General features: G+C 59.9%; 19 protein-coding genes and 2 tRNA genes. 13 read left to right on the top strand and 8 right to left on the bottom strand.

Annotation, left to right across the window (positions count from 1 at the left end; all coding sequences use genetic code 11):
- The first annotated feature begins 140 nt into the window (after positions 1-140).
- The 3 genes from P9L99_02420 (at position 141) to P9L99_02430 (ending at position 3,181) form a co-directional block, all read left to right on the top strand.
- A complete protein-coding gene (locus tag P9L99_02420; protein ID MDP8222191.1) occupies positions 141-2,123 on the top strand; it encodes a ribonucleoside triphosphate reductase in 1,983 nt (660 codons plus the stop codon).
- Between the two features lie 107 nt (positions 2,124-2,230).
- Positions 2,231-2,413, top strand: coding sequence for an anaerobic ribonucleoside-triphosphate reductase (nrdD, locus tag P9L99_02425; GenBank protein ID MDP8222192.1), 183 nt, complete (start codon positions 2,231-2,233; stop codon positions 2,411-2,413).
- A 69-nt stretch (positions 2,414-2,482) separates the two neighbouring features.
- Positions 2,483-3,181: an anaerobic ribonucleoside-triphosphate reductase activating protein gene (locus P9L99_02430; GenBank protein MDP8222193.1), complete on the top strand. Its 699-nt coding sequence runs from the start codon at positions 2,483-2,485 to the stop codon at positions 3,179-3,181.
- Between the two features lie 10 nt (positions 3,182-3,191).
- On the opposite strand, the gene P9L99_02435 is transcribed toward P9L99_02430, so the two are convergent.
- Positions 3,192-4,049 (bottom strand): hypothetical protein, encoded by an 858-nt coding sequence (locus P9L99_02435; GenBank protein MDP8222194.1) that lies wholly within the window; start codon positions 4,047-4,049, stop codon positions 3,192-3,194.
- A 52-nt stretch (positions 4,050-4,101) separates the two neighbouring features.
- On the opposite strand from P9L99_02435, the gene P9L99_02440 reads away from it, so the two are divergent.
- The 4 genes from P9L99_02440 to P9L99_02455 all read left to right on the top strand — a co-directional run bounded on the left by P9L99_02440 (position 4,102) and on the right by P9L99_02455 (position 8,407).
- A complete protein-coding gene (locus tag P9L99_02440) occupies positions 4,102-4,881 on the top strand; it encodes an SUMF1/EgtB/PvdO family nonheme iron enzyme (protein ID MDP8222195.1) in 780 nt (259 codons plus the stop codon).
- 16 nt (positions 4,882-4,897) lie between these two features.
- Complete coding sequence (locus P9L99_02445) at positions 4,898-5,788, top strand: hypothetical protein (protein MDP8222196.1); 891 nt, start codon at positions 4,898-4,900, stop codon at positions 5,786-5,788.
- Positions 5,788-7,356, top strand: coding sequence for a glycosyltransferase family 39 protein (locus P9L99_02450; protein ID MDP8222197.1), 1,569 nt, complete (start codon positions 5,788-5,790; stop codon positions 7,354-7,356). The genes P9L99_02445 and P9L99_02450 overlap by 1 nt, the downstream gene beginning before the upstream one ends.
- Positions 7,357-7,435: 79 nt before the next feature.
- Entirely contained in the window at positions 7,436-8,407 is a 972-nt protein-coding gene (locus P9L99_02455; protein MDP8222198.1) for a class II fructose-bisphosphate aldolase, read from the top strand.
- Here P9L99_02455 and P9L99_02460 read toward each other — a convergent pair.
- From P9L99_02460 to P9L99_02475, 4 genes are all read right to left on the bottom strand, one after another.
- Positions 8,384-9,118, bottom strand: coding sequence for a hypothetical protein (locus P9L99_02460; protein ID MDP8222199.1), 735 nt, complete (start codon positions 9,116-9,118; stop codon positions 8,384-8,386). The genes P9L99_02455 and P9L99_02460 overlap by 24 nt on opposite strands.
- Positions 9,034-9,468 (bottom strand): hypothetical protein, encoded by a 435-nt coding sequence (locus tag P9L99_02465; GenBank protein ID MDP8222200.1) that lies wholly within the window; start codon positions 9,466-9,468, stop codon positions 9,034-9,036. Before P9L99_02465 ends, P9L99_02460 begins: the two co-directional genes overlap by 85 nt.
- A gap of 64 nt (positions 9,469-9,532) precedes the next feature.
- A complete protein-coding gene (locus tag P9L99_02470; GenBank protein MDP8222201.1) occupies positions 9,533-10,480 on the bottom strand; it encodes a hypothetical protein in 948 nt (315 codons plus the stop codon).
- Between the two features lie 32 nt (positions 10,481-10,512).
- Entirely contained in the window at positions 10,513-12,465 is a 1,953-nt protein-coding gene (locus tag P9L99_02475; GenBank protein ID MDP8222202.1) for a nucleoside-diphosphate sugar epimerase/dehydratase, read from the bottom strand.
- Positions 12,466-12,653: 188 nt separating this feature from the next.
- Between P9L99_02475 and P9L99_02480 the strand changes: the two genes are divergently transcribed.
- Complete coding sequence (locus P9L99_02480) at positions 12,654-13,421, top strand: NYN domain-containing protein (GenBank protein MDP8222203.1); 768 nt, start codon at positions 12,654-12,656, stop codon at positions 13,419-13,421.
- 142 nt (positions 13,422-13,563) lie between these two features.
- Here the strand turns inward: P9L99_02480 and P9L99_02485 are convergent, their stop codons facing one another.
- Both P9L99_02485 and acs read right to left on the bottom strand, forming a co-directional pair.
- Positions 13,564-14,271 (bottom strand): DUF642 domain-containing protein, encoded by a 708-nt coding sequence (locus tag P9L99_02485; protein MDP8222204.1) that lies wholly within the window; start codon positions 14,269-14,271, stop codon positions 13,564-13,566.
- A 174-nt stretch (positions 14,272-14,445) separates the two neighbouring features.
- On the bottom strand, positions 14,446-16,407 hold the full coding sequence (acs, locus tag P9L99_02490) for an acetate--CoA ligase (GenBank protein ID MDP8222205.1): 1,962 nt from the start codon (positions 16,405-16,407) through the stop codon (positions 14,446-14,448).
- 463 nt (positions 16,408-16,870) lie between these two features.
- Between acs and P9L99_02495 the strand changes: the two genes are divergently transcribed.
- Positions 16,871-17,521 carry a hypothetical protein gene (locus P9L99_02495; protein ID MDP8222206.1) on the top strand — a complete coding sequence of 217 codons (651 nt, stop codon included), beginning with the start codon at positions 16,871-16,873 and terminating at the stop codon, positions 17,519-17,521.
- A gap of 3 nt (positions 17,522-17,524) precedes the next feature.
- Here the strand turns inward: P9L99_02495 and P9L99_02500 are convergent, their stop codons facing one another.
- Positions 17,525-19,369: a hypothetical protein gene (locus P9L99_02500; protein ID MDP8222207.1), complete on the bottom strand. Its 1,845-nt coding sequence runs from the start codon at positions 19,367-19,369 to the stop codon at positions 17,525-17,527.
- Between the two features lie 142 nt (positions 19,370-19,511).
- Between P9L99_02500 and P9L99_02505 the strand changes: the two genes are divergently transcribed.
- From P9L99_02505 to P9L99_02520, 4 genes are all read left to right on the top strand, one after another.
- Positions 19,512-19,582: transfer RNA gene (locus P9L99_02505), tRNA-Gln, on the top strand.
- A 91-nt stretch (positions 19,583-19,673) separates the two neighbouring features.
- Positions 19,674-19,745: transfer RNA gene (locus P9L99_02510), tRNA-Glu, on the top strand.
- Positions 19,746-19,937: 192 nt separating this feature from the next.
- Complete coding sequence (locus P9L99_02515; protein ID MDP8222208.1) at positions 19,938-20,339, top strand: hypothetical protein; 402 nt, start codon at positions 19,938-19,940, stop codon at positions 20,337-20,339.
- 10 nt (positions 20,340-20,349) lie between these two features.
- On the top strand, positions 20,350-23,298 hold a 2,949-nt coding region (locus P9L99_02520; GenBank protein ID MDP8222209.1), incomplete at its 3' end, for a CHAT domain-containing protein.

Genomic DNA, 23,298 nt, shown 5'->3' on the forward strand with positions numbered 1-23,298 from the left:
CGGTCTTGGCAACGGAAAAAAACACCTAGTTTTAACAAAATTCATTGATTTTTTCCGTATTGAAAAGTGGGTTGGCAGCGATTTTCGGCTGGACCAGCGTTCTTTCAATCCTGATTCCGCGAGCGTTAGGAGACTCCTGGATGATTCGCTTCATTTACAAACGCACCGGTGAACGGGTTGCGTTCGACCCGCAGAAAATCGCCGATGCCGTTTGGAAGGCATTCGTGGCCAGCGGTAGTAAAGACCAGGCCACAGTTGAGCGAATTGCGGCGGAGGTCATCGATCTTCTGGACGTTTTGTTCTTCAAGAACAACCGTATTCCGACGGTGGAAAACGTTCAAGACCTCGTCGAAAACCGGCTTATTCACAATAACTTACACGACATTGCACGTCGTTATATCATTTACCGCAACGATCATGCGCAGATGCGCGAAACGCAGCGCATGCTCGCCAATGCGGTGGATATGATCGACTCCTATCTGGATAAGATCGATTGGCGAATCAACGAAAACTCGAACATGAGTTTTTCGCTACAGGGGCTCAATAACCACATCAGCTCGACGATCAGCAAGTCTTACTGGCTCAATAAAATCTACGGCCAAGAGCTCGGCGACCTTCATACCAGTGGCGACTTCCATATTCACGATTTGGGTCAAATCTCCGCTTACTGTTGCGGATGGGACCTAAAAGACCTTCTTTTCCGAGGGTTTGGGGGCGTTTACGGCAAAGTCGAGTCCGCGCCGCCACGGCATTTGCGTACGGCGTTGGGCCAGATCGTCAATTTTTTCTACACCTTGCAGGGTGAAAGCGCGGGGGCACAAGCCTTCGCGAACTTCGACACCTACCTATCGCCTTACGTACGGTATGACAATCTTAATTACGAGCAAGTACACCAATGCATTCAGGAATTCGTGTTCAACCTGAATGTACCCACTCGGGTCGGCTTCCAAACTCCGTTCACGAACATCACGATGGATCTGGTTTGCCCGTCCAATATGCTCGACGAGGCGGTGGCGTACGGCGGCGAACTGCTTAACGACACCTACGGCATGTTCCAGCACGAAATGGACATGATCAACCAAGCGTTCTGCGAAGTGATGATGGCCGGCGACGCCAAGGGCCGCATTTTCACTTTCCCGATTCCAACGTACAACATTCATGACAATTTCGACTGGGATAACAAAAACTTAGATATCCTTTGGCAGATGACCGGACGCTACGGCATCCCGTATTTCGCCAACTTCGTCAACTCCGACATGAAGCCGGAGGATGTCCGGTCGATGTGTTGTCGCTTACGTTTGGACGAAAAAGAACTGCGACAGCGACTGAGCAAACGCGGCGGCGGCCTTTTCGGCGCGCATCCGCAAACCGGCTCCATCGGCGTGGTCACCGTGAACCTGCCGCGCGTCGGTTATGAATCCGGCGATGAAAGTTCCTGGTTCGGTCGCATCGATTACCTGATGGAGCGCGCCCGGGACAGCTTGGAAACCAAGCGGAAAGTGCTTGAGCGCTTCACTGAGCAGGGTCTTTACCCGTACACGCGGCACTACTTGGACGGCGTCAAAGTCGGACAGCACGCCTACTGGTACAACCATTTCTCCACCATTGGCTTGATCGGTATGAACGAGGCCCTCATCAACTTCATGGGCCACTCGATCACGCACCCCGCGGGCAAAGACTTAACGATTCGTACGCTGGAACACATGCGGGATAACTTGATTCGCTTCCAGGAAGAGACCGGCAATCTGTACAATCTGGAGGCCACGCCCGCCGAAAGCACAACCTATCGCCTGGCCCAACTCGACGTTGCAAAATACCCGGACATTTTCCACCAGGGCGTCGAGGATCCTTACTACACGAATTCCACGAGCCTCCCGGTGAACTTCACCGATGACCTGTTCGAAGCCTTGGAGCACCAGGACGCCCTTCAGACGCTCTATACCGGCGGCACGGTGATGCATGGATTCATCGGGGAGAAGCTCGACGACACCGAAGCGATTAAGAAACTCGTGCGGCGAATCGCGGAGAATTACAAGCTCCCGTATTACTCGATCACGCCCACGTTTACGATTTGCCCGGAACACGGATACATACCCGGCGAACATTTTGAGTGCCCCTATTAGGGGTGCCGTCGGGCGAAGGAATAAGCAAGGGGATTTGCAGTAACAGCCCTGCTCGGGGGAGCGAATAAGCCCAGGGATTAACGAATGAGATGGGGAGATGAAAAGCGATGTGTCAACATAAGACGGAGGTCTACAGTCGGGTTGTCGGTTATTACCGTCCCGTACAGCAATGGAACAAGGGAAAGCAGGCCGAGTATAAGGACCGCGTCACGTTTAAGGTCGCCGGCAAAGCGTTCGGCAACGTGGGGGCCGTCGAGCAGGCGCCCGAAAAAAGTGTGAAAACCGCGTAAATCAAACGCTAAGTCGTTTGAGTCCTGGAAACGCGCCGGTGATCGTCCGGTAGCGTAGGAGTTAGTGCTGTGCGAATTGCCGGTATTCAAGGTTTGTCGTTGATCGATTTTCCCGGCAACGTAGCCTCGGTGCTCTTCCTGGCCGGGTGCGATTTTCGCTGTCCTTTCTGTCAAAATCCGGATCTCATTGAAATATCCGCCGACACGCCCAAGTTTTCTTGGGAAGACGTCGTGGAATTCCTGCGCCACCGTAAAAAACTGATAGACGGCGTCGCGATCACCGGCGGCGAACCCATGTTGTTTCCGGATATCGCCGATTTCGTCGCCCACTTGAATGAGGAAATCGGTCTACCCGTCAAAATCGACACCAACGGCCATCACCCGGATGTGCTCAAGCAGCTGTTGGAAGACGGTCATGTCACCTACGTCGCCATGGATGTGAAAACCGCGCTCTCCCGCTACAGTGAAGCAAGCGGCACGCTTGTCGACATCCATAAGATCGAGCAATCCATCCGATTGATCATGCAAAGCGGCGTTCGTTACGAGTTCCGCACGACCGTTGTGCCGACCGTGGTGGACGAAGCGGCGGTGGATGAAATGGGCAAGGTAATCGAGGGCGCCGAGTTGTGGGCCTTCCAACAATACCAAAACCGCATCGTGTACAACGAAAACTTCAAAGCCGTGAAGCCCTTGACGCCCGAAAAAGTGCGCGCCTTGATGATGCGCGCCGAACCCTACGTCAAACGAGTCATCGTTCGCGGTTTGTAGCCTTCCCCCGTTAGCGCCGACGAATCTCCACCAACAGTGAACGGCTTGCGTTGCCGGACCCGTCAGCGAGCGGCATATGGAGAGCGGACGTCGTTTCCTCGGTGAGATCGACAACGAAAAACAGTTCCTCATTCAGCGAGTCGCCAACGACGAGACGACCGGCCGCTTCCAAGCGAAGTCGCTTTTCCGACGACTTTTCACACCAGACGGCGTACGTCATCAGGTCCAAGGTTCCCGCCTGCGCGGCCACGCCCTCGGCGTTTATCGAAACCGGAACAACGAGGTGTTCGCCCCGCCCCGGTGCCGCCTCGAATTGCACGAGACCCACATCCTGCGGATTGCGACGCGACGCGCCGTCCGTCGATAAAAGCGACAAGCGCATCTGCACCGACACGGCCGTGCCGATCGGGCGGGTGAAGGGCGGCGTCACCGGCGGGAGTTCTCCCTCGTGCGCCGGGAACTGCCCGTCGCGGGCGGCGTAGCGCAAGGCGACGGCTCGCCGGTATAGGACGGCGGCAGGCGAATCGTTCACGGGAGCCGCGGCGGATTCCAGGACGCCGTTGCCGTCGGCATCGCGCCAATGAGAGACCGACCGATCCGGCATGAAAAGCGCAACGCGGTCGGCCACACCGTCGGCGTTGGTGTCGATTTCAGTGCGCACGATTTTTTCGCCGCTGTGGAACAACGCGACATCGGGCCGGCCGTCGCCGGTCAGGTCGGCGAGTTCCCAGCGCAACAAACCGTCGGTCTCGGCACGCCAATACACTTCCCCGTCGGACCCCTGCCGAGCGGAAACGGTCCACACGGGCGCGGACAACGCGACGGCGGCGAGACATGTCAGGAACAAAAACGTGACGATTTTCCGCATCAACCTCTACTCGAAGAATGATCGCTTCTTTATAACATGGTACGATTCGGCCATGGTTAAGAGAATCGTCATCACCCTCGCGGTTTTGTTGGCCGTGGTACTGGCGGCGCGCTTCGGCTACGAGGCCGCCGAGGTAAAGTACCACCCGCCCGTCGTGCCGGAAGTGTCCGATCCGGCTTGGCGCGATCCGTTTTGGCGCACCACGTACACGGCCGAGGAATGGGCCGGAATCGTCGACCTGCAATGTCCGGCCGGCATGGTGTTGATTCCCGCGGGCTCGGTCGACTCCGTGTGGGATCCGCGTTCGAGCCACTTTAAACGGAAACTGGGCGAGCCGCGCGCCGTGGCTGCTTACTGCATGGACCGCTTCGAATACCCGAACGAACGCTACGCGTTGCCCCGAACCAAAGTAAGCTGGCGCGAAGCCGACCAGTTGTGCCGCGCGGCGGGCAAGCGGTTATGCGCCGAAGACGAATGGGAACTGGCCTGCACCATGGGTCGCGGGTGGCGTTTCACGTACGGCCCGGAATACGTACCGCATCGATGCAACACCGAACAACCGGTCGGCACGCTCCAGGCCATCGCCCCAACCGGCGCGCGCTTCGAATGCCGCAATCGCTTCGCCGTCTTCGATTTGAACGGGAACGTCAGCGAGTGGGTCGCTGAGCCCATCGAATATCGGAACGGAGCTTTTGGCGTCGTACGCGGCGGGACGGCGTGGCGCGGGGCGGAATACGGCGGCGATTGCTTTTCGCGACACACCCACCCCGTCGACGACGCTTGCTGGGAAGACGACGGCTTTCGTTGTTGCGCCGATCCGCAACCGAAATAGGCGAGGACGGATTGTCATGCCCAGCTTGAATGCCGCCGACATTCGTCGGCGAGCCGCGACCCTGCAGCCCCTGCTGTCGCCGTGCCGCTTGTGTCCGCGCGAGTGCAAGGTCGATCGCTCGGCCGGCGAAAAGGGCTTTTGCCAAACCGGCGCGGCGGCGTTGGTCGCCAGTTTCGGACCGCACTTCGGCGAAGAACGCCCGCTGGTCGGGCGCGGCGGCTCCGGCACCGTGTTTTTCGCCGGCTGCAACATGGGGTGCATCTTTTGCCAGAACGACGACATCAGTCACGGCGCCCGCGGCCGGGCTGTGACGATCGAGCACCTGGCGACCCTTTTCCTGGAAGTGCAAAAGTTAGGGTGCCACAATTTGAACCTGGTCACGCCGTCGCACGTCGTGCCGCAAATACTCGAGGCGCTTGCCTTGGCGGTCGAGGAAGGTTTCGCGTTGCCGATCGTATACAACACCGGCGGGTACGATCGCGCGGATGTGCTCAAACAGTTGGACGGCATCGTGGATATCTACATGCCTGACTACAAATTCACCGACCCCGACGTCGCAACGCAACTGGCGGGCGCACGCGATTATCCTGCCGTCGCGCAAGCCGCCCTACGTGAAATGCACCGGCAGGTCGGTGACTTGGTGATCGACGAGAAAGGCGTCGCCCAGCGCGGCTTGCTGGTTCGGCACCTCGTCATGCCCTTCGGCACGGCAGGCACCGAAGCGGCGTTTCGTTTTCTGGCCGAGGAGCTAAGCCGCGACACGTACCTCAACATCATGGCCCAGTATCGCCCGTGCCACCGCGCCCACGAGGTGGATCGCATCTCCCGGCCGGTCAGCGCGACGGATGTGGCCCGCGCCTATCAACTCGCCGGCCAATTCGGCCTCCACCGCTTGGACGAGCGTTGATGACAAACCGCCGCGAACGAACCTGGGCCGTCTGGACGCTGGCCGGTGTCGCGCTCGCCGTCCTCCTACGCCTACTGATGATCGACGTGCCCTTCGACCGCGACGAAGGGGGGTATGCGTATATCGGCTGGCAGTGGACGCAGGGCTTGTGGCCCTACGTGCACTCGGTTGAATCCAAGCCGCCCGGAGTTTTCGCGGTGTACGCGATCCTGGTGGGCCTCTACCACGGCGTGACGAGCGTGCGCCTCGGCATGCTTTTATGGTCGCTGCTGACCGCGCTGGTCTTTCATCGCCTCGTGCGGCGGTTGTTCGACGCGCCGACCGCGGCCATCGCCACGATACTGCTCGCGCTGACGCAAACCGCGCCGAGCTACGACGGCCAAAGCGCCAACGCCGAAATGTTCATGGTGACGTGGATCATCGCCGCGCTACTCATGGTGGCGCCGGGCGGCAACAAACAACAATCGTGGCGTCCGGTGGCCGCCGGGGCGTTGATGGGAATCGCGGTGTTGTTCAAGCCCGTGGCCGGGGCCGACTTGTTGCCGCTCGTGGTGATGATCTACGCAACCGCTGGGGCCGGGCGCAAGTTCGTGATCCGCATTCTGTATGCCGCGGGCGGTTTTTGCGCGGCGTTGGCCGCATGTTACGCGGCGTTTGCCCTGGCCGGCGCGGCACGTGAATTCCACTTTTGGGCGTTCAGTTACAACCTCAGTTACAGCGGCGCGTTTTCGTGGCTCGACCGCGGGCGGGCTTTGGCGATTCAGCTTTCGCGGCGCGGCATGCTGGTGCGCGACTGGCCGCTCCTGGTGGGGCTGGCCGCAGGGGTGATCGTACTCTGGCGCGGGCGCAGGGAAAACAAAATCGCCGCCTTGGCGCTGCCGTTTTGGCTTTTCTCGGCGGCGGTGGGCGTGGCGGCTTCGGGTCGTTTCACGGCGCACTATTGGCAGCAACTGCTGCCGCCACTTTGCCTGGCCGCGGCGGTGGGCGTGCGCGGCGCGGTAGGCCTACTTCTGGAAAAAACGGCGAGCACAGCGAGCCGCGCGGCCATCATCGTCGTGATCGCTCTCTTGCTTCTTTCGCCCACGTTGCTGCGTCTGCCGCAATACACGCGGGGCGCGGAACTGAGCCGCGACTTGTTCGGCGTCAATCCGTTTTATGACGGCGAAATGCTCGGCCGATACCTGCGCGAACACACCGAACCGGACGAGACGGTGCTGGTGTTCGGCAGCGAGGGACAGATTCTTTTCCACGCCCGGCGGCGCAGCGCGATGCGCTTCGTGTTCGCCTATCCGCTCGCGGCTTACTACGAGGACACACTGGCGCTGCAACAAGAGGCGTGGCGGGAAATTCAGGACTCGCAGCCGCGTTACGTGGTCGTGGTCAACATGCCCTCGTCGATGACGTTGAACAAAAATGCACCGCCGTTTTTACGCGAGCACTTGCAGCAGTGGGTGGGCTCGAATTGCCGCCTGGAGGCGTCGTTAACGCAAACCCCGGCGGGTAACACAGAGCTGGTAATCTCGCATCCGCCGCGGGGCGTGGTGGAGCTTTATCGGCGTCTGGATTGAACGCCGCGGGGCTTTGACAAAGCGTGGCGGCGCGAGCAACATGAGCTTCTTCGGCACTCGACTTTAAAAGGAGAATTCCATGATTTCCTACCGCGAACTCGGCCTCGTTAATTCGCGAGAAATTTTCGCCAAAGCCGTCGCCGGCGGCTACGCCATCCCTGCCTACAACTTCAACAATTTGGAGCAATTGCAGGCGATCATCACCGGTTGCGTGGAGACGAACTCGCCGGTGATCATTCAGGTTTCTAGCGGCGCGCGGAAGTACGCCAACCAAATATTGCTGCGGCACTTGGCGGCCGGCGCGGTGGAATTGGCGCGCGATATGGGCAGCCATATTCCCATCGTGTTGCACCTGGACCACGGCGACACTTTTGAACTGTGCAAGAACTGTATCGAGACCGGCTTTTCCTCGGTCATGATCGACGGCTCGGCGCATTCCTTCGAAGACAACATGGCCCTGACCAAGCAGGTGGTCGAATTCGCGCACGAGCACGACGTCACCGTCGAGGGAGAACTGGGCGTGCTGGCGGGTATCGAAGACGACGTGCAACACGAGCAATCGCACTACACCGACCCGGACGACGTAGAAGAGTTCGTGCAGCGTACCGGCGTCGATTCGCTCGCGATTTCCATCGGCACGAGTCATGGGGCCTACAAATTTAAGGTCAAACCCGGCGAGGAGCCGCCGCCCCTTCGCTTCGACATCCTCGAAGAAGTCGAGAAGCGGATCCCCGGATTCCCCATCGTCTTGCACGGCGCCAGCAGCGTCATCCCCGCCTACATCGAGCTGATTAACCAGTACGGCGGCGACCTCGGCGGCGCGGTCGGCGTGCCCGAAGAGCAGTTGCGGCTCGCGGCCAAATCGGCGGTGTGCAAAGTGAACATCGATTCCGACGGGCGCTTGGCTATCACGGCAAAGGTGCGGGAAGTGCTGTGGACCAAGCCGAAGGAATTCGACCCGCGCAAATACCTCGGCCCGGCGCGCGAGGAACTGATCCGCCTGATCAAACACAAAAACGAGTACGTATTAGGGAGCGCCGGGAAGGCCTAACTCCGAACTTGCCTCTCGAAAAAATGTGACCAACGCCTCGGCCGCCACTTGGTGGCCGAGTTCGTTCCAGTGCACGCGATCGAAGCCGCGTACAATGCGTCCTTGCGTTTCGGCTTCGTGAATCGCCTCGGCCGCGGCGGTCGTAAACGCGACGTCGGCCGCAGCGCACGCGCGACGAAAGGCCGTCACGTACGGTTCATCGGCGTCGACGATGAACACCGCCACCCGCGCCGGTTGGGTTTGTTGCTTGAGGCGTCGCAGAATCGCCGCCGTCGTATCACTCGCCGACTTGAACGAGGGCCAACTTAATCCCCGCTCACGGATCTCTCTTTCAGTCGTCAATTCGGCCGGGTCCAGCAGCAGGCGGTCGGCGCGCGACAGCAAGTAGTACAGCATCCGCGAATGGTCGAAGGCGAATTCGTGCAACCCCGGCCATGGCTTCGGCACACGGCGGGAAATCGCCCATTCCTGTGAGGTTGTCGATGTGGAGACAAGGTACGGGCGCCGCTTGTTGTTGTTGGAGCCGTAGCTGTCGATCTCCAGCGCGAAGCTGTTGTTGATCAGATCGTTGCCGGTGGCTTGCACGATAACCCAGTCCGGACGCAGTGCCGGCGCCCAATCCATCGCTACCATCGCTTCCTGCAAGGTGCCGTAGCCAAGCGCTCCGTAGGCGAACACCTCCGCCCTGTCGCCTGCCCTGTCTCGAAACACGTGGTAGTAGGTCTTGTCGTTGGACACTTCGGCCGCATGCGTAAAGGAGTCGCCGAGACCAGCAGCACCTTCGTCTTGGCGGTCGCCGCGTCTCCGTAAAGCCGCGAGCCGCGCGCATCGGTCCGGTAGCGAACCGCGTAGGTAACGCCGGCGGCGTCATGCTTTTCCCGGGTCCACGCCACGTTTTCCTTGGCCCGCCAACCCAGCTTGTCGTCCGGCACGATCAGCAGCGAATCGCGGTGCGCCAGCCAACCACGCAAAAACAGTTCGCCGACCAGGAACAACGCCACGACCGCCGTCGCGGCAAGAAGCGCGGTGAACACGAGTTTTTTGCGGAGCGGCAGGTTCACGACAAACCTCGCGTGGCGGCCCGTTCAGGCCGCGGACGACGATGCTGCATGTGTGCCGTCAGCCCTAGAAATAGGTGTAGGAAAATGTTCCGAGGAAGGTCCACGTTTCACCGTAGTCCGGGTCTTCCTTGAAGGTGTATTTGGCGCCGGCGCTCACGTTGAAGTGGTCGACTACAAAACGCAGGCTCGGCGCCAGGGCATTGGCGTCTTCCTCGTTGGTCGTGCCGCGCTGCAACTCGCCTTCGTATTCGATGATCAGTTCCAGGAAATTGCGCGGGTGCAGGGGGAAGATCATGCCCGCGTGCACCAAGCCGCTTTTTTCCTCGTATTCCTGGTCGTCGATCCACGCGTCGCGCAACACCAACGTGCCGTCGCCCATGACCGCAAAGGCGTAGTCGGTAAAGGCCAGGTCGTTCAACTCGATGCCCAACGCCAGCATGACTTTCGCGCCGTACGTTTTCACATCACCGAGGCCGTCCTCGTACTTGCCGGCCGGCGCGATGCCGCCCAACCCAATGGCGAAAGCGGGCAGGAAGTTGTGTTGCTGCACGAAGCCCCACTTGAACATGCCCTCGACCGAACCGATGCCGGTCTTGTCTTTCTGTGCATAGTTGCGGTCGAGGACGCCGAGATTCGTGAAGGTCTCCTCGACCACCAAGTCGGTCATCACGTAGGGAACGCGGAACCCGAATTCCAACCCCCCCGGGATGCCGACCGTGCCGAGTAACATGGCTTCGCGCCGATAGTACGTGGGCGTCGAGCTTTCTTCCCAGGTACCGCCGAGACCGACTTCAAAGGAACCCGGCCGCAAGGTGCGCGTGGACGTGGTCAACATCAAGCCCGACAGACCGTAAATATTGAAGGGCAAATTGTTCACCTTGGGCTTAGGCGCGGCAACTTCGCCCTGCAACACGCCTTCCGGCACTTCGTCAAACTCATCCTGCGCGAAGGCGGGGCCCGCCAGAGCCATCGCGATGATCGCAATAAAAGCGGCTATACTTCGAGCGTTCATTCGTGCTCCATCTCACGGCCTGCAATGATTTTTTATCCTGACACGGCTCGACCGCCGTCGTCAACAGTCTCGTCATCCTCCGTTTCTTCGGACGCGGTCTCAGTTGTGTCGGTCATGGCAACCAGTAAGCGTTGCGCTTCAGCTTCGCCCGCTTGCTCGGCCGCCGCAATAAGTGTGTCCAGGTTCTCCGCCAACCCGGACGGCAAGTCGCGCATTTTTCTCACCAGGCGAATTTTATCGTGCGCTGTCGGGCCGATCTCCTCGTCGGTGTCCCATAGTTTCTCGCGTAGCTTTTCTCCGGGACGCAGGCCGACGAAATCGATCTCGATATCGCGGTCGGGTTCGAAACCCGACAGTCGAATCAGATTGCGCGCCAAGTCCACGATCTTGACCGGCGCGCCCATTTCCAACACGAAAACCTCGCCGCCCACGCCCATCGCGGCAGCTTGCATGACCAATTGCACCGCTTCGGGAATCGTCATGAAATAGCGGGTCATCTCCGGATGAGTGACCGTGACCGGCCCGCCCTCGGCGATCTGCCGCCGGAACAAGGGAATGACGCTGCCCTCGCTGGCCAGCACATTGCCGAAACGTACGGCCAAAAAACTCGTGCGGTCGGCGCGGCGCGACAAATCGAGCATAATCCATTCCGCCAACCGTTTGGTGCGGCCCATGATGTTGGACGGGCTGACGGCCTTGTCGGTGGAAATGAGGACGAATTTTTCCACCCCGAGGTCGGCGGCGATCTCGGCGATAACCCGCGTGGCGCGCACGTTGTTGAGCGTCGCGGCCACGGCGTTGGACTCCATGAGCGGCACGTGTTTGTAGGCCGCGGCGTGGAGAATGATGTCGGGTTTTTCCTCGAGAATCAGCCGGCGGACACGAATCGGGTCGCCCGCGTCGCCCGCGACGGGCACGATGGGAATCAGCGGGCGGCGGCGCGTCAGTTCCCAATGAATGTAAAAAAGGTTGTTTTCGTTACGTTCCAGCAGGATCAGCCGCGCCGGGAATTGGGCGGCGGCTTGCCGGGCCAGTTCGCTGCCGATGCTGCCCCCCGCGCCGGTGATCAGTACGCGCTTGCCGGAGAAGCTGCGGCGGATGGCTTCGGTGTCCAGGTTGACCGCTTCGCGGCCCAGGAGGTCCTCCACATCGACGTCGCGCAGTTGTTTGATCGACACTTGCCCGCCGAGGATGTCGCTGGCCGCCGGGACGATTCGGAAACGCACACCGCTGTCCTGGAAGCGTTCGAGCAACGCGCGCAGGTCGCGGGGTTTCAGGTAACGCGCGGCGATGATGATCTCGTCGATGCTGTAACGCAGCAGGATCTGCGTCAGTTCCTCGCGCCCTCCGAGCACCGGAATACCTTGAATATTGAAACCCTTCTTCGCCGAGAAGTCGTCGATGAAACCCACCACGTGCATGTGCAGGTGCGGATTGGCGCGGACTTCCTTGAGGATTTCGACGCCGATTTCCCGCGCGCCGTAAATCAACACGTTCTTCGCCTGAGCCCGCGGCGGCATGCGCGTGTACTCGCGAATCGCGCGGATCATAAAGCGACTGCCGCCGATGAAGGACAGGCAAATAAAAGCGTCGATCAAAAACACGGAGCGCGGAAAACTCGTGCGCAGGCCGAACATGATCACCGCGAGGAACACGAGGGAACTAACCACCACGGCTTTGGTGATGTCGATCAAGTCGTTCATGCCCACGTAGCGCCACCAACCGCGGTACAGGTCCCAGACGTAGAAGGCGGCGGCGCGCAAGGCGAGAATTAGCGGCAACGTTTTCAGCATGGTGTAAAGAGGCCAGGTGTTGCCCGCGGGCGTCAGGTCGAACTCAAAACGCAGCAGAAAGGCCAGGACATAGGACATCGTCGCCAACGCAAGCTGGCTGACAATGATCAGCGTGCGGCGATGCCGCAACATCCACGCCCCGATTTGGGTATCAAGGAAGTTGCGGCCCAACTCGGTATCGGTTTCCGGCACGATGTTCTCACTCCCCGGCCTGCGGTAACCATACTAGACGAAATGCGCCGCGTACACTAGCAGGCACAACGCCCGCGGGGAAGTGGCCTGACCGATATCATCCAACGCGGCGTTTCGCCTGGACAACGACGCGCGCATAACGTAAACCGTGCTTAGGATTATTGTGATTCAAAGGGGAGAGAAACTGCATGGCCGACGAAAACAATCTTGCCGTATTCATCGATTTTGAGAACCTGGCATTAGGCCTGGTCGATAAAAAGGCAAAATTCGACATCAGCAAAGTGCTGGCGCGCTTGGTGGAGAAAGGGAAAATCGTGGCCAAATCGGCCTATGCCGATTGGGGTCGCTATTCGGATTATAAGCGACAATTGCACGAGGCGGCGATTGAGCTGATCGAAATTCCCAAACGCGCCATGACCGGCAAAAACAGTGCCGATATTCGGCTCGTCGTGGACGCCATGGACCTTTGCTATTCCAAGGACCACATCGACACCTTCGTGATCGTGTCGGGCGATAGCGACTTTTCGCCGCTCGTGTCCAAACTCAAGGAAAACGGCAAGCGGGTCATCGGTATCGGGATGCGCGACTCAACCTCGGACCTGCTGGCCGGTAACTGCGACGAGTTCATTTATTACGAAGACCTCTTCTCGCCGGAAAGCGAGCCGGAAAAGATCGATAAGACGCTACCCAAGAAAAAGCGCGAGGCCTTCGAACTGCTGATTGCGGCCATCACGGCGCTGGTTCGCGAAAACAAGGAAATTTTGTGGAGCAGCATGGTCAAGGACACCATGAAGCGCAAACAGCCGAATTTCAGCGAATCATTCCACGGCTACCGGACTTTTTCCGAATTGCTGGAAGACGCCCAGACGCACGATGTCGTGCGCCTCAAAACCGACCCGCGCAGCGGCACGTACGTGATCGTCGGCTTCGGCAAGAAAGCCCAGGTCAAAAAATAAATCGTCCAGTCCGGGCGACCGGCTTCGACCGCGTGGGTCGTCGCGTGGCGCTCGATACAACGCCGTTTCCCCTGTGGCCGACGCAAAGAAGGCCGCCCACCAAGGGCAGCCTTTTTTATTTGCCCGGAAAACCGGACCCGATTTACGGCAACGGGACCAGCGCGACGGCATCAACGGCTGGGCCATAGGCGCCCTGGTCGTCGCTTAGGCTCCGAAGTTCCAGACGGCTGGTTTCGCCGGTGACCAGATCGGCCGGTATTTTGTATTTCTCGGCTTCCCAGTCCATTTTCGTTGCCTCGCGCCCGGTGGTGTCAACCTCGATTTCGGCGACGAACTCCCCGTCCCACAGCACCTGCAACACCTTCGGGCCTTGTCCCTCGCTACCGCCGCCCGGGTTGCCGCTCACGCAGAAGAGGACTTCGTATTCGGCGCCGGGCTCCGTGGTCACGTCTTGGTAGATCGCACCGGCCATCGAGCCGTTGACGTCCAGCCATTGATGGCCTTCCGCAGATTTCGTGCCGGTATTGCTGGACACGGTCTCGACGTTGCCTTCGGCCACAATCCAGCCGTCCATTTCTTCACCGGCCTCCAGGAGTATTGTTGAAAGCTCGGCGTCGGGTCTCTCAAAGCCGCCGTTCGTGAGCAACGTGTTCGTGGGGATAATGCCGTCGCAGTCGCCGTCGGGACCGGTGGTATCATCGTCGCCCACGGCGTCGTCGTCGCTCGCGGCATCGTCATCGTCGTCGTCGTCGCCGCCACCGCACCCGATAAAAAAGCCGGCGAGCGCTATCGACAACACCGTAATCAGCAGCACCAAAAGCCCATTACGACTAAACACGTACACCTTCATGACGTCCCTCTCCCGAAATCGTTATTCCTGGTCGCCAGTATAATCACGACTCGCGGCACGCCACAACACCTCAACACGGTTGTCGATCACGGAAACCGAACCGCGGCCGCGGCAATAAAAAAAGGACCGCCCCGAAGGGCGGTCCGTGCAAACGAATTCGAAGATCGCGGCTTACTAGCGGCCGGCGATCAGCGTTTCGACGACCGAAGGATCGGCCAGCGTGGACGTATCGCCCAGGGAATCCAGATCGTTCGCAGCAATCTTTTTGAGGATGCGGCGCATGATCTTGCCCGAGCGGGTCTTCGGCAAAGCGTCCGCCCACTGGATTCTATCCGGCGTGGCGATCGGGCCGATTTCCTTACGCACGTGCTTGACCAGCTCCTTCTTGAGCTCGTCGGACTTTTCGGCATTGGCATTCAAGGTGACGTAAGCATAGATGCCCTGGCCCTTGATGTCGTGCGGGAAGCCCACGACCGCGGCTTCAGCAACCTGCGGGTGGCTGACCAGCGCGCTCTCGACCTCGGCGGTGCCCATACGGTGGCCGGAGACGTTGATGACGTCGTCCAAGCGACCAATGATCCAGAAGTAGCCATCGGCATCCTGGAAGGCGCCGTCACCGGTCGTGTAACGGCCGGGGAACTGCGTGAAGTAGGTTTCCTTGAAGCGTTGATGGTCGCCGTAAACCGTACGCATCAGGCCAGGCCACGCCTGCTCGATGACCAAGTAACCTTTGTCGCCCTGCGCGACCGGCTGGCCTTCTTCGTTGATGATGCTGGGTTTGACGCCGAGGAACGGCACCGTGGCGCTGCCCGGTTTGATCGCCGTAGCGCCCGGCAGCGGCGTGATGATGATGCCGCCGGTTTCGGTCTGCCAGTAGGTGTCGACAATCGGGCAATTGCCGCCGCCGACGGTGTAGTAGTACCACAACCAGGCTTCGGGGTTGATCGGCTCGCCGACCGTACCCAGCAGGCGCAGGCTCGAAAGGTCGTACTTCTTGACCCACTCGTCGCCTTCTCTGGCGATGGCGCGGATGGCGGTCGGCGCGGTGTAGAAGATGTTGACCTTGTACTTTTCGCACACGGCCCAGAAGCGGCCCGGATCCGGATAGGTCGGAACGCCTTCGAACATCAGCGACTGAGCGCCATTGGCCAACGGGCCGTACACGATGTAGCTGTGGCCGGTGACCCAGCCGATGTCGGCGGTGCACCAGAACACGTCGCCCGGGTGATAATCAAACACGTACTTGAAGCTCGTGGCGGTGTATACCATGTAGCCGCCGACCGTGTGCATCACGCCCTTGGGTTTGCCGGTCGAGCCCGAGGTGTAAAGGATGAACAGGGGATCTTCCGCGTCCATCATTTCCGGTTCGCAGGTCGGTTCGGCGTCAGCCATGGCCTCGTGCCACCAAATGTCGCGGCCTTCGACAATGTTCGTCTCGGCATCGTGACGTTGATGCACCAGGCAGAAGTCGACCGAGTGGCCTTCGTCGGCGCACATTTGCAGAGCGGCGTCGGCCGCCTCTTTCAACGTGATCAGCTTTTTGCCGCGCATGACGTTGTTGGTCGTGATCAGCGCTTTGCAGGTACTGTCGAGGATGCGGTCGCGCAACGCCTCAGCGGAGAAACCACCGAACACGATGCTGTGGATGGCGCCGATGCGGGCGCAAGCCATCATCGCAATGGCCAATTCCGGAACCATGGGCATGTAGATGGCGACGCGGTCGCCCTTGGTGATGCCCTTGCTTTTGAGCACGTTGGCGCACTTGCAGACTTCGGTGTACAGCTCTTGGTAGGTGTAGATCTTGCTCTCACCCGGCTCATTGCCTTCCCAGATAATCGCGGGCTTGTCGCCAATGGTGTCCAGATGGCGATCCAGGCAGTTGACCGTAATGTTGGTCTGAGCGCCGACAAACCATTTAATGTCGACGGTGTTGAAATCGCAGGCATAGACCGTGTCCCATTTCTTGTGCCACCAGAAGCCTTCGGCGATATCGCCCCAGAATCCGCCCGGGTCATCCACGGAGCGCTGCCACATTTTTTTGTACTCTTCCTTCGAACCCACAAACGCCCGCTTCTGGACGCCTTCGGGTACGGGGAATATCTTCCCTTCCAAACTTGATTTCTTCTCTTCAGACATGCGGAGTTCCTCCTGCAAAAAGTTGTTGAAGAATATTCGTTCTCTGGTTATCGCGGAGCAGAACGTCTCTACGTTCCGTCTGTTTCCCAGTGCTCCTTCGCTCGGGACCCCCTCCCGTAATTTCAATATTCGGCAATGAATGAACACTCATTCACATTCTTAGAGAGACGGCAAATTATCAGCAATTGACGCGCCCTGTCAAGGCGAAACAGGCTCTTTTCTGCGTTTGAATCGTCTTTTTATCGGCCGAAAACAATTAATCGGCTCGCATGTGAGCTATTGAAATGCAATCTCTTTTAATACAAATAATGGGCACCGGAGGGGTTCGAAACGTCGGTTGAGGCGGTGGGGACGTCCATGGTCGCGGCAATCGATTTCCAGCGCGGCACCAAACAACAAGCTGCTTTTACCCTTTCACCTGTGGTATGGGCAAAAGAGTCTCCCGGCAAGGAGGGTTTTCACAATGCGATTCTGGTTTCTCCTGCTTGTTTTGGTCTTGATGCTAACAACGTGGATTGGCTGCGAATGCGGCAATGGTGACGATGATTCCGGAGATGATGACACCGGCGACGACGACAACGGCGACGACGATGACGATAACGACGACTCTTCTCCACCTTCTCCGACGACCGTCGACCCCTTCGACTATATCGACGAAGCATGGCAACTCGCCCTTGACGCGTTGAGCGAGACACCGGACCAGTTCACGCTGTTTCAGATCGACGGCAGCGTGACGCCCGCAAGCGGCGATTTGTCCGAAAAGGAAATCCTGTGGAAGTACAGTTTCTGGGCGTCGTTTGACCAGGACGATACCGAAGCCCTCGTCGAAGTGGAAGCCTACCCGGTAAAAAGCGCTACAATTACCTGCGAAGCGCAAGAATGCCCGGTGCTGGGCCGCGTTTTCCTACAGCGGGAAGAATGGAACGACGCCACCGTTTCCCTCGAACAGATGTTCGCCATCTCGGAGCCGGCTCTAGGCGATCAAGATGTTGATTTCATAAGCCTTTTCGAGGATCTCAACCCGGCCTACGGCTTCATCGGCTGGTATTTGCAGAAAGGCATCAACGTCGTGCTGCTCATCAACGCCGAAACCGGCGATATCGTTCCGGATTAGCGCCTAGTCCACCGCGCCGACGTAGCCGAAGTAGCGCGCCATCCAATAGGGCAGCAAATAACCGGCCGGTTGGCGGATATACTGCGGATCGGCGTCGCAATTCTGGTGTCCGTAAGGATTCGACCACCACGTGAAGGTTCGCGGGCAGCGCTCGTAGACCGGCACCGGATCAAAGGTCAAATACTCCCCTTCAAATCGCGATTCACATGTAAAATCAGTCGGATACTCATCCTCGCCGATGTGCAGCGTGGGCTGGGTTTGCGACTCGGGAAATTGCCGTAGGGCGCAAATGGCATCCTCGATCGCCTCGGTATCGTGGCCGGTGGAGTCGGGGCCGACCTGTTTCATCGCGGCGTACATGATCGCCCACGCGGCGTTGTGCTGGTTGGCCATCATCCGCTCGTTTTCCCGAAAATAGAACATCATGTTTTCGAACGTGCGCTGGAGTTTGTGGCGCGTGGCCGGGTCGTGCTCGTACCAAATGAGCGGGAACATCTGGCAAAACGCCATCGCCATGTTGTTCCAGTTCGATTGGCAACCGCCCCGGCCGACGTACAGGCCCGTCAGCCAAAGCCAATCCGTGAAGGGCTGCGGCGGCGTGAGGTAGCGGTCGAGACAATCGTTAGGGCCGGCCTTTTGCAGCAGGCAGTTGTCGTAGAAATCGCGCAGATCCTCGCGGCCGGATGCGACCGCGCCCTGCAGCACCATGTTCATACCCATGATCGCGTTAAAACCGGGGAAATCGGTGATGGCCAGCGGCCAGAAGCGGCCGTGCTCGGTGAGGCGATCGTCCCAGTCGACCAGGGCCATGTCGTTTTCCATCAGGTGTTCGGAGATTTGCTCCATGAGCGAGCCGGCGGCGTCGCGCAGGTCGGCATCGTCCACGAGCTTGTAGATCGCTCCCAGGGCCAGCATGTGCCCGGCGTATTCATCCTGCGAAACGTTATCCAGCCAACAGTAGCCCGCGAACTCATCGGAGACCTGATGCGTTGTGCGCACGAAAGCCGCCGCGTCCGGGTCGTAGACGAGAATCGTGCCGTCGGTATCGACTTTAACCCAGCGGTTGTCGTCTTTTTCCTCATCGGGGATGTAGCTCGAGGGGTCGCTCGGGCAACTCATGCCCGCTACCCCGGGCGTAATGTACTCGCGGGTGAAAATGCCTGGTATTCCGGTGATTTCCATGCCGATGCGCAGGCCGTCGACCATCACGCGCAGCACGTCGAGGGCATCCTGGCTGCCGGTGGAGGCGTACCGAAAAGCTTGCGAGGCGATGTAGAGGCCGGTCCAAAGGCCGTCGTTTTCGCCGGTGTGCCAATTGGTCACTTCCTGCCAGGTGGCGTCGTCTTCAGTGTACGGGGCGACGACGGTCGCGTTGTTAATTCGCTTATGTTCCGGGTGGATATGCAGCCGCGCGGCCAGTTCGTCGAACTTGGCAGCTTTTTCCGCGAGGCTCATCGTCGTGCCGTGCGGATCGCCGGCGCAGTCATCGAAAGTGGGCGAGCCGTAGCGCCACGGGTCGACGCAGGTGTCGGTTTCGCAGAGCTTGCCGTAGTCGCGCAGGCACTCTTCGGCGACGACCCAGCGACCCTCGCGGCACTCGAGAAGTTGCAGCGCATTGCCTGTGCAAGATAGGTCACCTGGGTGACATTCGTCCTCGATTGTGTCGTCGTCATCATTGTTTTCGTCATCGTTGTTGTCGTCGTCGTCGTCGGTTGTGTCGTCGTTTGTGTCGTCATTGTTATTATTGTCGTCGTCATCGGAAGAAGAGGACTCATCCTCGCCGCAGCCAAGCCCGACGAGGGCCAGGGTCATCACCAGCGCCAACAGCAAAAACCAAACGCGTCGCATCGTCAGCCTCCTCGGCGGGAACCGGACCGTTTTTTTCAGCCTACAACGGCGAACACTCCGCGGGAAGCCGGTCCCGAAATGCCTTGACGGTTCTTGACCGCTTCTGTATTAAAGGCAGTCCTGGAATGGTTCTTTGAATTGATCCCGGCTCGTCTAACGGTAGGACAGCGGACTCTGACTCCGTATGTAGAGGTTCGAATCCTTTGCCGGGAGCGTGGGTACCGGGTCGGGTGACCGACCCGGCGGCCCTTTAGCTCCCATCATTGCCTACCAACCCGGGGCCCTGCCCCGACGAGCCCCATGTGGTCCCATCGTCTAGCGGTTAGGACGCCGGCCTCTCACGCCGGAAACAGGGGTTCGATTCCCCTTGGGACTACAAGCACGCCCCGCGCCTCATGGTGCGGGGTTTTTTTGTGGAAAAAGGGAAAAAGCGGGTTGAGGCATTCGCCGGGCGCTTGCTCCCCCGCCGCGCCGCCGGTATAATACTCTTTAGGTGCATCATCGTCCGTTGGTGACGGCGAATTCGATAAAAATAGTTGACGAACCCATCATTAGGGGAGAGATCCGTATGTCGAACACGACTTTCACGTTTCATTGCGCGCCCGAGGACGAATCCGCACGCCGCGAATTGCAGGCGCAACTGGCCGACTTGCTGCCGGATTGGCCGCTACGGGAAAGCCGCGCCGTGGATACCCACACCGGCCAAAAATTTGACTCCCTCGAGTACATCACGGTGGTCATTCTGGGGTTGCCGAGCGCCGTGTACACCACCTGGCAACTGGCCGAAAAAGCGAAGCTGAAGGAAAAGCTCGATCGTTTGATCGCCTGGGCGCAAGAGCGACGCGCCACGCACCCGGAGCAGCAAATCGAAATCGAACTGCCCGGCGGCGAGGCCATGCCGCTGCATCAGGCGAAAGCCGAAGACATGCTGGCCGCCATCGAGCGGCACGTGGGCCCGCGCAGTGAATAAAAGAGACCCCATGCCGCTGGAATTTCGTTTCGACGGTAAAAAGAAGGAAATTCGCGCCCAGTGCAAGTCGCCGCAAATCGACGAAACGCTGCCCGTGAGCGACGACGACCTGCGAAATTTCGCCCGCTGGGAAAGCACCTACCGCAAAAGCCAAGGCAAAGGCAAAGCGCCCGAAACGCACCTGCAAATCGGCCGCGAAATGTACCAATGGCTCGATCGCGATGTCTCGGTGCTGTCGACGGTTCGGGAACTCGACGACGGCACGCCGCTACGCGTGGAATTCGCCGTCGGCCCCCGACCCAACGCCGCCGAGAAAACCTTCCTGCAAGCGCCGTGGGAATTGCTCGCCGACAAAACCGGCCACCTGGCGCTGCTGGACAAAACGCTGTTCTGTCCGGTGCGCCGCGTCGGCAAGCGTCAAGAGCCGATGCCGCCCAGCGATTTTAGGCCCGGCGTCGTGTTCATGGCCGCCTCTCCCACCGGCGAGGCGGATTTGGAGTACGAAGCCGAGGAAGCGGCGATGGTGGAGGCGACCGGCCGCATCGGTCTAGACCTCGTGCCCGAGGAAAGCGGCACGCTGCGCTACCTGGCCGAGCTCGTCGCGAGGGAGCAGCCGGATATTCTGCACCTTTCCTGCCACGGCCGCGCCGATAAAACGCCGCAACTGGCCTTCGAAGACGAGTTCGGCGATCGCGCGCTAACCGACGCCACCACGCTGGCCCGTGAGTTGGGCGGCAATCGGCCGCGCGTGCTGTTCTTGTCGGCGTGCGAATCGGCGGTCGGGAACGACGTGGTTGATTCCTTCGCCATCGACATGCTCGTCCGGCAAATGCCCGCCGTGGTGGGTTGGGACGGCCCAGTCGGGGATGTGGAAGCGACGTTGTACGCCGCCGCGTTTTACAAGCACCTGGCGCAGCGCCTTTCCCTCACCGAGGCGGTGGCGCGGGCGCGGCTGGATTTAGTCGTCGCCATGGAGGAAAGGAATGTCGCCGCGCGTGGCTGGCACCTGGCGAGGCTGTACCTCGGGCCGGCCGGCGGCGGCGTTATCAGCCGGGGCGACCGGGCGCGGCAGCGGAAGGATACGAAATACGCCTACGACGCGTTTCTCGACACCGAGGGCAAGGTGAAAGTGGCCGGGCCCGGCGAGTTCGTGGGCCGGCGGCGGGAAATCCAAAAGGTGATGCGGGCGTTTCGCGAGCGAACGCACAAACACGTCGCCGTGATTCGCGGCGTGGGCCAGCAGGGGAAATCGAGCCTCGCCGCCCGGGTCGCCGACCGCCTGAAGCATTCCCACGATCGCGTTGTGTTGTTCGGCGAGTACGACGCGCCGGCGATCCGCCGCAAAATCAACACCGTAACCGGCCGCGCGGACGTCCGGGAGGTTTTCGGGCGACACGCCGCCGCTATCGAGAAGGACGAGGCGAATCTCGAGCACGCCCTGCGGGACGTGTTTGAAACCTGCTGCAAGGAGCCGGTCAAAGAAGACGGGAAAACTACGCAGCGCTCGCTGCTGATCGTCGTGGACGACTTCGAGCAGGCGCTCGACGAGCAGCCCGGCGCGGCGCACAAGGTGAAGCCCGAGTACCTAAAAGCCATGCGCGCCCTCGTGACGGCGGTGCAGAACGCCGACAGCGACGTGTACCTGCTGTTCACCACGCGTTTTGAATTCACGCTACGGCACGACGGGCAAGACCTCGTAGCGGCCATGTTCGACCTGCCGCTGCGACCGATGGAAGGGCACGAGGCGCATAAGCAAACAAGGGCTGTGGAACGGGTGCGCGGCGCGAAAATCGAGGACGCGCGGCGCGAGCGCATTATCCATCTGGCCCGCGGCAATCCGGGGCTGAGCAAGCGGCTATGCGATACGGCGCTGGAAGACGCGGCGGCGTGCGACCGGGCCTTGGACGAACTGAAAAAGTACGACGGCAACCCGGATCACCTTTCGGACGAAAAGCTCATCGAGTTCATGAACAAGATTGCGCTGCAAACCGTCGTGGATTGGTTGAGTGATGCCGAGCGGGAAGCGCTGCGACTCTCGACCGCCTTCGGCATGCCGGTGCCGCGCGAAATTTTGCACCTCGTGGTGGAGAAGGCGGGCTGCGGCGAGGCGGCGAAGGTGACTAAACGGCTGACGGGTTTCGGCCTGTGGGAAGTGTACGACGACTTCGTCGCCCGCGACCAACCGGCGCTGCTGATCAACGCCCTGGCGCAGAAGTACGTGGGCAACGTAACGGAAGCGGATTACGAAACGATTGCCGAATGGGTCGTGCCGCGCTTATTCGACTTGTGGGGCGGCGAAGATCGAAAAAAGCGGCCCTACGCCGCCGATTTTGAGCTGACTCGTTTGGCTTTGGCCGCGCAACAAGCCGCCGTGCTGAACGTCGTCGCGAGGGATGCGGTATTGGCCTGCCGCGAGCAGTTTCAGTACGAACTCGGCGCGTCACTGGGCCGACAGGCGGTTGAAGTATTGCAGAGCAAATCCATCACGCCGCCGGTGTTTTTATTGGTCATCACCGCGGAACTTCTTCGCCAACTCGGGGATGTCGATACGGCGCGGGGCTTTTTGGATAACGCCGTCAAGCAAGTAGACGACGGCGCAGTCGGGGACCCGGAAGAAGCCGCGTTTGCGTTTCTGGAACTCGGAGAAGACCTGACCGCGCGCGGCGAGCTGGACGTGGCGTTGGAACTCTACCGCAAGGCGGAGAATTTGCTGGCCAGGCCGGATTTCGTGCGCGAGCGCGCCGTGACCCTCGGCCGGATCGCCGACATTCTCTACCAACGCGGCGAACTCGACGAGGCCTTGCGCATCCGCCAAGAAGAACAATTGCCCGTCTACGAAAAAATCGGCGACGTGCGCGAGCGCGCCGTGACCCTCGGACGGATCGCCGATTTTTTCGTAGACGGGCAATTGTTCTTCTTGGCGGATGCGCAAGGCCTCGTCGAGTTCGCCAAGAAGAAC

The sequence above is a fragment of the Candidatus Lernaella stagnicola genome (genome assembly GCA_030765525.1).
In the GTDB taxonomy this organism is placed as follows: domain Bacteria; phylum Lernaellota; class Lernaellaia; order Lernaellales; family Lernaellaceae; genus Lernaella; species Lernaella stagnicola.

Coding starts and splice junctions, on each gene's coding strand:
- P9L99_02420 (MDP8222191.1), top strand. CDS start 141: ATGATTCGCTTCATTTACAAACGCACCGGTGAACGGGTTGCGTTCGAC.
- nrdD (MDP8222192.1), top strand. CDS start 2,231: ATGTGTCAACATAAGACGGAGGTCTACAGTCGGGTTGTCGGTTATTAC.
- P9L99_02435 (MDP8222194.1), bottom strand. CDS start 4,049: ATGCGGAAAATCGTCACGTTTTTGTTCCTGACATGTCTCGCCGCCGTC.
- P9L99_02440 (MDP8222195.1), top strand. CDS start 4,102: ATGGTTAAGAGAATCGTCATCACCCTCGCGGTTTTGTTGGCCGTGGTA.
- P9L99_02445 (MDP8222196.1), top strand. CDS start 4,898: ATGCCCAGCTTGAATGCCGCCGACATTCGTCGGCGAGCCGCGACCCTG.
- P9L99_02450 (MDP8222197.1), top strand. CDS start 5,788: ATGACAAACCGCCGCGAACGAACCTGGGCCGTCTGGACGCTGGCCGGT.
- P9L99_02455 (MDP8222198.1), top strand. CDS start 7,436: ATGATTTCCTACCGCGAACTCGGCCTCGTTAATTCGCGAGAAATTTTC.
- P9L99_02470 (MDP8222201.1), bottom strand. CDS start 10,480: ATGAACGCTCGAAGTATAGCCGCTTTTATTGCGATCATCGCGATGGCT.
- P9L99_02480 (MDP8222203.1), top strand. CDS start 12,654: ATGGCCGACGAAAACAATCTTGCCGTATTCATCGATTTTGAGAACCTG.
- P9L99_02485 (MDP8222204.1), bottom strand. CDS start 14,271: ATGAAGGTGTACGTGTTTAGTCGTAATGGGCTTTTGGTGCTGCTGATT.
- acs (MDP8222205.1), bottom strand. CDS start 16,407: ATGTCTGAAGAGAAGAAATCAAGTTTGGAAGGGAAGATATTCCCCGTA.
- P9L99_02495 (MDP8222206.1), top strand. CDS start 16,871: ATGCGATTCTGGTTTCTCCTGCTTGTTTTGGTCTTGATGCTAACAACG.
- P9L99_02500 (MDP8222207.1), bottom strand. CDS start 19,369: ATGCGACGCGTTTGGTTTTTGCTGTTGGCGCTGGTGATGACCCTGGCC.
- P9L99_02515 (MDP8222208.1), top strand. CDS start 19,938: ATGTCGAACACGACTTTCACGTTTCATTGCGCGCCCGAGGACGAATCC.